The organism is Acidithiobacillus sp. (assembly GCF_023255755.1).
Classification (GTDB): Bacteria; Pseudomonadota; Gammaproteobacteria; order Acidithiobacillales; family Acidithiobacillaceae; genus Acidithiobacillus.
Window position 1 is genome coordinate 1 of the sequence record NZ_JAGDVS010000106.1, and the last position, 7,847, is coordinate 7,847.

Here is a 7,847-nt window from a genome sequence, read left to right on the forward strand (position 1 = left end):
CATAGCGGGCGGCGCGGTTGGCCATGGCAATGCCGCCGCTGCCCCCACCGATAACAATGAGATCATAGGATTGCGTCATGACGTCTCCGTTTTGCGGGGTGTTAAAGCGGGTAACGACCCAGAGCAGGTGTTAAGACTTTACTTCCCGCCGAAGTAATTCTCCAGATCGTCGGCACCGCCGATGTGTTTGCCGCCGATAAAGACCTGCGGCACGGTCGAACGTCCGCTCACCGCGCGAATCGTCCGCGAACTGACGCCGGTACCCATACCCGTTTTGATCTCTTCAAAAGCCATGCCGTGCCTCTTCAAAAGTGCTTTGGCGCGAGCACAATGCGGGCAGCCTTCGCGGGTAAAGACGGTGATGAATTCGGGGTCGCGTGCCTCCGGGTTGAGGTAGTGGAGCATGGTATCCGCATCAGACACCTCGAAGGGATCACCGGGCTTGTCGGGCTCGATGAACATTTTTTCGATGACGCCATTCTTCACCAGCATAGAGTAGCGCCAGGAACGCTTGCCGAAGCCAAGTTCGCTCTTGTCCACCAGCATGCCCATGCCTTCCGTGAATTCACCATTACCATCGGGAATCAGGTGGATGTTTTCGACAGCCAGTTCTTTGGCCCAGGCATCCATGACAAAGGCGTCATTCACCGACATGCAAAGGATGTCATCTACGCCATTTTCGCGAAAGGTCGGCGCAAGTTCGTTGTAGCGCGGCAGATGGCTGGAGGAACAAGTTGGGGTATAGGCGCCGGGCAGGGAGAACACGATCACGGTCTTGCCCTTGAAAAGTTCGTCGGTGCCGACGTCGCGCCACTGATTATCATCGCGGGTGCGGAATACGACCTGGGGAACGCTTTGGCCTTCTATGCTGGTCAGTTTCATCTAGTCTCCTATTTGCGCTGCAGTTGCGGCACCATTGCCGATGTGCATCAGATCGCCCTGTGCTGCACATGGACTGATAGTAGACATAGTCTAAAACAAAAACAAGTATTAGATAGGAACTGTCGGTGTGCGCCTCTCAGGCGTTGCCCCAGCCGAGATAGGTAGATGCTGTGTCGAGACCACCATAGCGAATTTGAAAATCCGCCTGAGCGCGGACGACCGCTTTAGCATGATAGGCAATACCAACGCCCGCTTTGCGGATCATGGGCAGGTCATTGGCGCCATCGCCAATAGCGATGCAATGGCTGGCATCGGTGCCCAGACTGATGGCCAGCAGGTCGAGGAGGTCGGCTTTGGCGGCGGCATCGACGATGTCTCCGAGCACCTGGCCAGTGATTTGCCCGTCGATGATCTCCAGGGTATTGGCGAAGGCGTAGTCGAGGTCCAGCGCTTCTTGCAGGTGGCGGGTAAACTGGGTGAAGCCGCCGGACACGACACCGACCTCCACTCCTTGCGCCTTGGCCGCTGCCACCAGTTCGCGGGCACCGGGACTGAGCCGCAAGCGCTCACGGATGATGGTGTCGATGGTGCTCTCTGGTGTACCGGCCAGCAGACGTACCCGCTCGCGCAGGGAGGTTTGAAAATCCAGTTCGCCTGCCATGGAGCGTTCGGTGATGGCGGCGACCTGGCGCCTGAGACCAAGATGCTCGGCCATTTCATCAATGCATTCAATGCCGATTAAGGTCGAGTCCATATCGGCCAGCAATAATCGGAAATGACCCTTGCCCCAGAGCGGAGTCACGGCAATATCCAGAAAGATGCCTTCCAGGGCTTCAATGAGACGGTGGTTGCTGGCGCCCAAGGGGCCGCTGGGACCGTGCAGGACGAGGGCCAGATCGTCTCCCTGGCAATGGAGCACGCGACCCGGCATAAAGCTTTGCAGATGCAGGGTGGTCAGTGCCCGGCGTAGTGCCTCGGGCTGTGCCGCACCATGCAGCACCAGACGTACAGCACTGCTGGCGCTGCTCATGGGAGCCCAGATCACTTCTCGCTCCTGATGCAGGGCCTGGCGCGAGAGTTCGTCGAGGAATGGGGCGATTTCGCCGACGGTGACCGGCAAATCCCAGCTTTGCAGCCAGCATCCCCAAACTTCCTGGTGGCTTTCCACATCCGCCACCAGTTGGCCCATACTGGCCGGCAGCCTCATGGGGCCGCGTGGGGCGGGACTGAGAATGGCGAGGCGCGTGCTGCTCATGGCTAAATCCTTAGTTGGTCAATGAGTTGCAATAATTCCTGACAGCGTGCTTCGCCATCGGGTAGATCGCGGCGAATGCGCAGGCGGTGCTCGCCGTCCAGTTGGTAGATACTGTGGGGCTGCTGGATGAGCTGGATGATTTTTTCAGGGGCCACCTGATTTTCGGAGGCAAATTGCAGGCGGGCGCCAGCGGGACCGGCGTCGATTTGTTCGATGCCGATCTGGATGGCACTCAGACGCAACCGGGTCTGGCAGAGCAGGGTGCGGGTCGGTGCAGGAATGGGCCCGAAGCGGTCGATCATCTCCACCATGATCTCACCGATAGCGGCATCGCTGCGCACGTCACTGAGGCGTTTATAAAGTTGCAGGCGCAAGTGCACGTCGGGCAGGTAGTCATCAGGTATCAGCACAGGCGTGTTGAGATGGATTTCCGGGCCACTGGTACGCTGTTCTTCCAGGCTGCGGGGATCACGTCCGGCACGAATGGCCTCCACCGCATCGTTCAGCCATTCCATGAAGAGGGTGAAACCGACTTCATCCATATGCCCGCTCTGTTCTTCGCCGAGCAGTTCTCCCGCCCCACGGATTTCCAGATCGTGGCTGGCCAGGGCAAAGCCAACGCCCAGATCTTCCAGAGATTGGATGGCATCGAGGCGGCGCCGGGCATCGTCGCTCATGGCGCGGGGATCCGGGGTGAAGAGGTAGGCGTAGGCGCGTTGATGGGAACGACCGACCCGGCCACGCAATTGATGGAGCTGGGCCAGACCGAATTTGTCGGCACGGTTGATGAGAATGGTATTGGCGTGGGGATTGTCGATACCTGACTCGATAATAGTGGTGCTGAGGAGGATATCGAAGCGCTGATGGTAAAAATCCAGCATCACTGCTTCCAGTTCGCCCTCGGGCATCTGGCCATGGGCCACGCGCAGGCGCGCTTCCGGTAACAGGCGACGCAGAGTGGTGGCCATGCGCTCAATGTCGCGCACCTCATTATGCAGAAAATACACCTGACCGCCGCGATGCAGCTCGCGCTGGCAGGCTTCGATTACCGTCGCATCATCCCAGATCTGCACAAAGGTGCGTACCGGCTGGCGGCGCTGGGGGGGGGTGGCGATGATGGATAAGTCACGCAGGCCGGCCAGCGAGAGATTCAGGGTGCGCGGGATAGGGGTGGCAGTCAGCGTGAGAATATCCACCTCGGCACGCAGTGCCTTGATTCGCTCTTTCTGGCGTACGCCGAAGCGATGCTCCTCATCCAGAATCAGCAGACCCAGGTCGTGGAAGGCGACATCCTTTTGCAGCAGGCGATGGGTGCCGATGAGGATATCCACCTCCCCGGCGGCCACGGCGGCGAGCACTTGCTTGTGCATTTTGGCATTCTGGAAACGGGAGAGCACTTCCACCCGCAGGGGCAATCCGGCGCAGCGGTCCCGGAAATTCTCGTAATGCTGTTGGGCGAGCAGGGTGGTGGGTACCAGCACCGCCACCTGCGCACCACTGTGCGCCGCCAGAAAGGCCGCGCGGAGTGCCACCTCCGTTTTGCCGAAGCCCACATCGCCGCAGACCAGGCGGTCCATGGGGTGGGGGCTGGTCATGTCGGCAATGACGGCGTCGATGGCTTGCTGCTGATCCGGGGTTTCCTCAAAGGGGAAGCGGGACACGAATTCCCAGTAGGCGTCATCGGGTGCGGCAAAAGCCCGGCCGGTGCGCGCCGCGCGGCGCGCATAGATATCCAGCAGTTCGCTGGCAGCGTCAATGGCCTTTTGTCGCGCCTTGGCCTTGGCTTTTTCCCAGTGATTGCTGCCCAGGCGGGAAAGCACTGGCTCCGTCGCACCGTTACCGACATAGCGCGCAATGCGATCCAGATGATCCGCTGGGACATAGACGAGATCGCCGTTGGCGTACTCCAGGACCACGTATTCATTGATGTCGCCTTGCGCGGCAAAGGGCGTGGCCATGCCCTGAAAACGGCCGATGCCGTATTCCTCATGGGTAACGGCGTCACCCGGCTGTAAATCGCCGAGATCGCGGACCAAGCCTTCAATGCTGCGCTGCCGGGCGTTGGTGCTGCGCCGCTGGGCAAAAACGCGATCACCAAAAATTTGCGCCTCGGAGACCAGCGCCAGTCTGACTAAGCCATTTTCCTTGATGAGCAATCCGCGTTCCAGGGGCGCCACGGTGATGGCGATCCGTTCCGTACCAGCCAAAAACTCCGGCCAGTCCTGAACCCGGGTGGGGAGCAGTCCGCTCTTGCCAAGCCGTTCTGACAGGGCTTCCTGGCGGCCCGGCGATTCAGCGGCGAGGATGACCCGGCCCGCTGTCGGCAGGTGGCGCAGAAAGGTATCGAGTGAGGCCAGTGGCGATTCCGGGCTGCCATGGAGACCGGGGAGGGGTGCAGTCGGCAGATGCTCCGCGTCGCCTTCCTGTTGCCCGTATACCAGCGCCCGACCGCGCAGGACATCCTCCCATTCACTGGGGGATAGGAGCAGTTCGTCGGGTGGCAGTATGGGATATGCCGTATCATGAGCCCGTTCCTCGTAGCGCTCCCGCCAGTCCTGGCGAATGTGCCGGGCGGATGCCTCCAGGCCGGGGGGCAGAAAGACGATACCGTCTTTGGGAAAGTGCATCAGCAGATGACTGCTCTCGGGAAAGAAGAGCGGGAGATAATGCTCGGCGCCTTGGGGTACTTGTCCGCGACTGGCCGCCCGGTATATCTCGGCACGTTGTGGATCACCGCTGAAGCGGGCGCGGAACTGGCTGCGAAATTCCTGCAGCGCGGCAGCGTCCACCGGCACCTCTCGCGCCGGGAGCAGAGAGACCCGCTCGACCTTTTGCTGGGTACGCTGGGTTTCCGGGTCGAAGGCGCGGATGCTCTCCACTACTCTATCGAAGAGTTCAATGCGGTAGGGCAGGGGGCTGCCACTGGGAAAGAGATCAATGATCCCGCCGCGCCAGGCCAATTCGCCGGCCTCCGAAACCTCACTGACATTGTGATAGCCGGCGTCGATCAGACGCTGACGGAAACCCTCTGGGCTGAGGTGGTCGCCCACGGCGAGGACAAAAGCGTGCTGGTCGAGAAAACTGCGTGGTGGCAGGCGTTGCAGGACGGCGGATAGCGGGGCGAGACAAACACCACGCCATTCCGGCAGAGTAGCGAGGGTAGCCAGCCGGGTGGCCGTGGCATCTGCCGGCGGCGCCAGGCGATCATAGGGAAGGATTTCGCGGTCCGGGAAAATCAGCGGCGATGGTAAGTCCGGTGCGAAAAAACGCCACTCGCGCTGCCATTCCTCCACGTCGCGGGCGTTCGGCAGCAGAATCAGCAGCGGGCGCTGCCACTGCCGCGCCATCTGCGCCGCCAGCCAGCTATCCGCAGCACCGTAAATTTGACTAAATGCGCGTGCCGCCCCGGTGCGCGGTGGGGTGCCGAGAGAAAGACTTCGATCCAAGAATGTCTGATCTTATGTGGGGACTCTGAAGTGTCCTAGTGTAAAGGGGGGCTGTGGAAACTGCAAAACGGGGTGCTGCTTTGTTGCGTCCTCGCGAAAGACTGCGGATACTTCGGGTTTACAGTTTTGGTCCATAAAGTCGGGAGGTTCACATGGAGCGCGTCTGGGTGGTGATCCCAGCGGGAGGGCGGGGACAGCGGTTTGGAGCGGCGCAGGCCAAGCAGTACGTCCTGCTGCGCGGTCGTCCGGTCATTGCCCATACCCTGGCGGCCTTCCTTCGGGAACCGCGCGTTGCCGGCATTCAGTTGGTTCTGCCGGGCGAGGATATTGCGGCAGGAGCCTGGCGGGAGTTACTGGGACCCATGCAGGAGCCGTTCCTGTCCCCTGTCGCTGGTGGTGCTCTGCGTGCGGATTCGGTGCGCCTCGGTCTGGAGGCGCTGCTGCGGCAGGGGGCAGGGGTGTCCGATTGGGTGCTGGTGCATGACGCCGCCCGGCCCTGCCTGCGTCGCGAAGACCTGTTACTCCTGCTCGATAGCCTGGCACATTCGCCCCAGGGTGCTCTTCTCGCCGTACCGGTTACCGATACGCTGAAGCGCGCTGAGAATGCCCATTCCTTGGGCACTGTAGATCGTGAGGGGTTGTGGCGTGCTCTCACACCCCAGGCCTTTCCCCTCGGTGCCCTGCTGACTGCTTTGGAAGCAGCGCGCGGACAGAATCTGCAGATCACCGATGAGGCCTCGGCGATGGAATGGCAGGGCTGGCGCCCCCGTTTGATTCATGGGCATGGTGACAATATCAAGGTCACCCTGCAGGATGATCTCGTGCTGGCAGCCGCCGTTCTTGCAGCGCGTGATAAGGAAGAATAACCCCATGCAACTGCGTATTGGTCACGGCTTTGACGTACATGCGTTGGTGACGGGTAGACCCCTTATTCTCGGCGGTGTGACGGTCCCTTACAAATTCGGCCTTGCCGGCCACTCCGATGCTGACGTGCTCCTTCACGCCATCTGCGATGCACTGCTGGGGGCGGCTGCCCTGGGCGACATCGGTCGCCATTTCCCCGACACCGACGTCCGTTTCGCGGGCGCAGATTCCCGGATCCTGCTCCGGCATTGTCACCAGTTGGTTCGGGAGAAAGGTTTTTCGGTAGGCAATGTGGACGCGACCATCGTCTGTCAGCGTCCCAAATTGGCAGCTCATATCCCGCAGATGCGTGCCCATATTGCCGCTGACCTCGCCGTGGAGCTCGATGCGGTCAACGTCAAAGCGACCACTACCGAGCAATTGGGTTATACCGGTCGGGGTGAGGGCATTGCCGCCCACGCCGTCGTTCTGATTCAGCATGTCTGAAAGTCCGCCGCGCATCTATCCCGCAGAGGGCGGCCTGCTCGGCGCCGAATTGCGGCAGGCTCCAGAAGACTTTCAGGTCACGGAACTGCTGCCCTTTACGGCATCGGGGGTGGGCGCCCATCACTGGCTGGGGGTAGAGAAGCGCGGCCTCAATACTCAGGATGTGGCCAATCGCCTGGCGCGCTGCGCGGGGGTGGCGGTCCGCGATGTAGGCTTTGCCGGTCTCAAGGATCGCCATGCCGTTACCCGGCAGAGTTTTACGGTGCCGGCCACGCCGGGGCCCGATCCGGACTGGGCCAGTCTGGAAGACGACAGCCTGCACTTTCAGCAGATCAGCCGCCATGACCGTAAATTGCGTCGGGGTGTGCTACGTGGCAATCACTTCCAGCTCATTTTGCGCGCCACCACGGGAGAGCACAGTCTCTGGGACACCCGTCTGCAAGGTCTCGCGCAAAGTGGGTTCCCCAACTATTTTGGCGCCCAGCGCTTCGGGCATCGTAATTTGCAGGAGGCCGCGCGACTGCTATCCGGGCAGCCGATGCGGGTAGACCGCCATCGGCGCGGCCTACTCTGGTCCGCTGCCCGCTCCGCCCTGTTCAATCTGGTCCTCGCTGAGCGGGTGCGGCAAGCCAACTGGACGGAGATTCTGCCGGGTGAAGTCGTGCAGCTGGCGGGCTCGCACAGCATTTTTCTGGCGGAAGACGATGATCTGACGGATCTGCAGGTGCGCGCCGCTGACTGGGACCTGCATCCTACCGGCCCTCTGCCAGGTCGTGGTGGGCTGGCGCCAGCCACTGTCGCCGCTGTACTAGAGGCATCGGCCCTGAGTGCCGGACCCATCATCGCTGGTGCAGCAGACGATGGCCTGCACTGGGCACAACGCCTTGCGGAACAGGGACTGGATGCCGCCCGGC

Annotated in this window: 6 protein-coding genes; 3 read left to right on the forward strand and 3 right to left on the reverse strand. The window is 61.4% G+C overall.

Going from position 1 to position 7,847, the window contains the following annotated elements:
- Positions 1-138: 138 nt before the first annotated feature.
- The 3 genes from Q0C48_RS07395 to mfd all read right to left on the reverse strand — a co-directional run bounded on the left by Q0C48_RS07395 (position 139) and on the right by mfd (position 5,583).
- Positions 139-882 carry a glutathione peroxidase gene (locus Q0C48_RS07395; RefSeq protein WP_291523000.1) on the reverse strand — a complete coding sequence of 248 codons (744 nt, stop codon included), beginning with the start codon at positions 880-882 and terminating at the stop codon, positions 139-141.
- A gap of 136 nt (positions 883-1,018) precedes the next feature.
- Positions 1,019-2,137 carry a phosphoserine phosphatase SerB gene (serB, locus tag Q0C48_RS07400; protein WP_291523002.1) on the reverse strand — a complete coding sequence of 373 codons (1,119 nt, stop codon included), beginning with the start codon at positions 2,135-2,137 and terminating at the stop codon, positions 1,019-1,021.
- 2 nt (positions 2,138-2,139) lie between these two features.
- Complete coding sequence (mfd, locus tag Q0C48_RS07405; RefSeq protein ID WP_291523004.1) at positions 2,140-5,583, reverse strand: transcription-repair coupling factor; 3,444 nt, start codon at positions 5,581-5,583, stop codon at positions 2,140-2,142.
- Positions 5,584-5,735: 152 nt separating this feature from the next.
- Here mfd and ispD point away from each other — a divergent pair, with 152 nt between their 5' ends.
- The 3 genes from ispD to Q0C48_RS07420 all read left to right on the forward strand — a co-directional run.
- Positions 5,736-6,449, forward strand: coding sequence for a 2-C-methyl-D-erythritol 4-phosphate cytidylyltransferase (gene ispD / locus Q0C48_RS07410; RefSeq protein WP_291523006.1), 714 nt, complete (start codon positions 5,736-5,738; stop codon positions 6,447-6,449).
- A gap of 4 nt (positions 6,450-6,453) precedes the next feature.
- Complete coding sequence (ispF, locus tag Q0C48_RS07415) at positions 6,454-6,933, forward strand: 2-C-methyl-D-erythritol 2,4-cyclodiphosphate synthase (protein ID WP_291523008.1); 480 nt, start codon at positions 6,454-6,456, stop codon at positions 6,931-6,933.
- On the forward strand, positions 6,926-7,847 hold a 922-nt coding region (locus Q0C48_RS07420), incomplete at its 3' end, for a tRNA pseudouridine(13) synthase TruD (protein ID WP_291523010.1). The genes ispF and Q0C48_RS07420, both read left to right, overlap by 8 nt.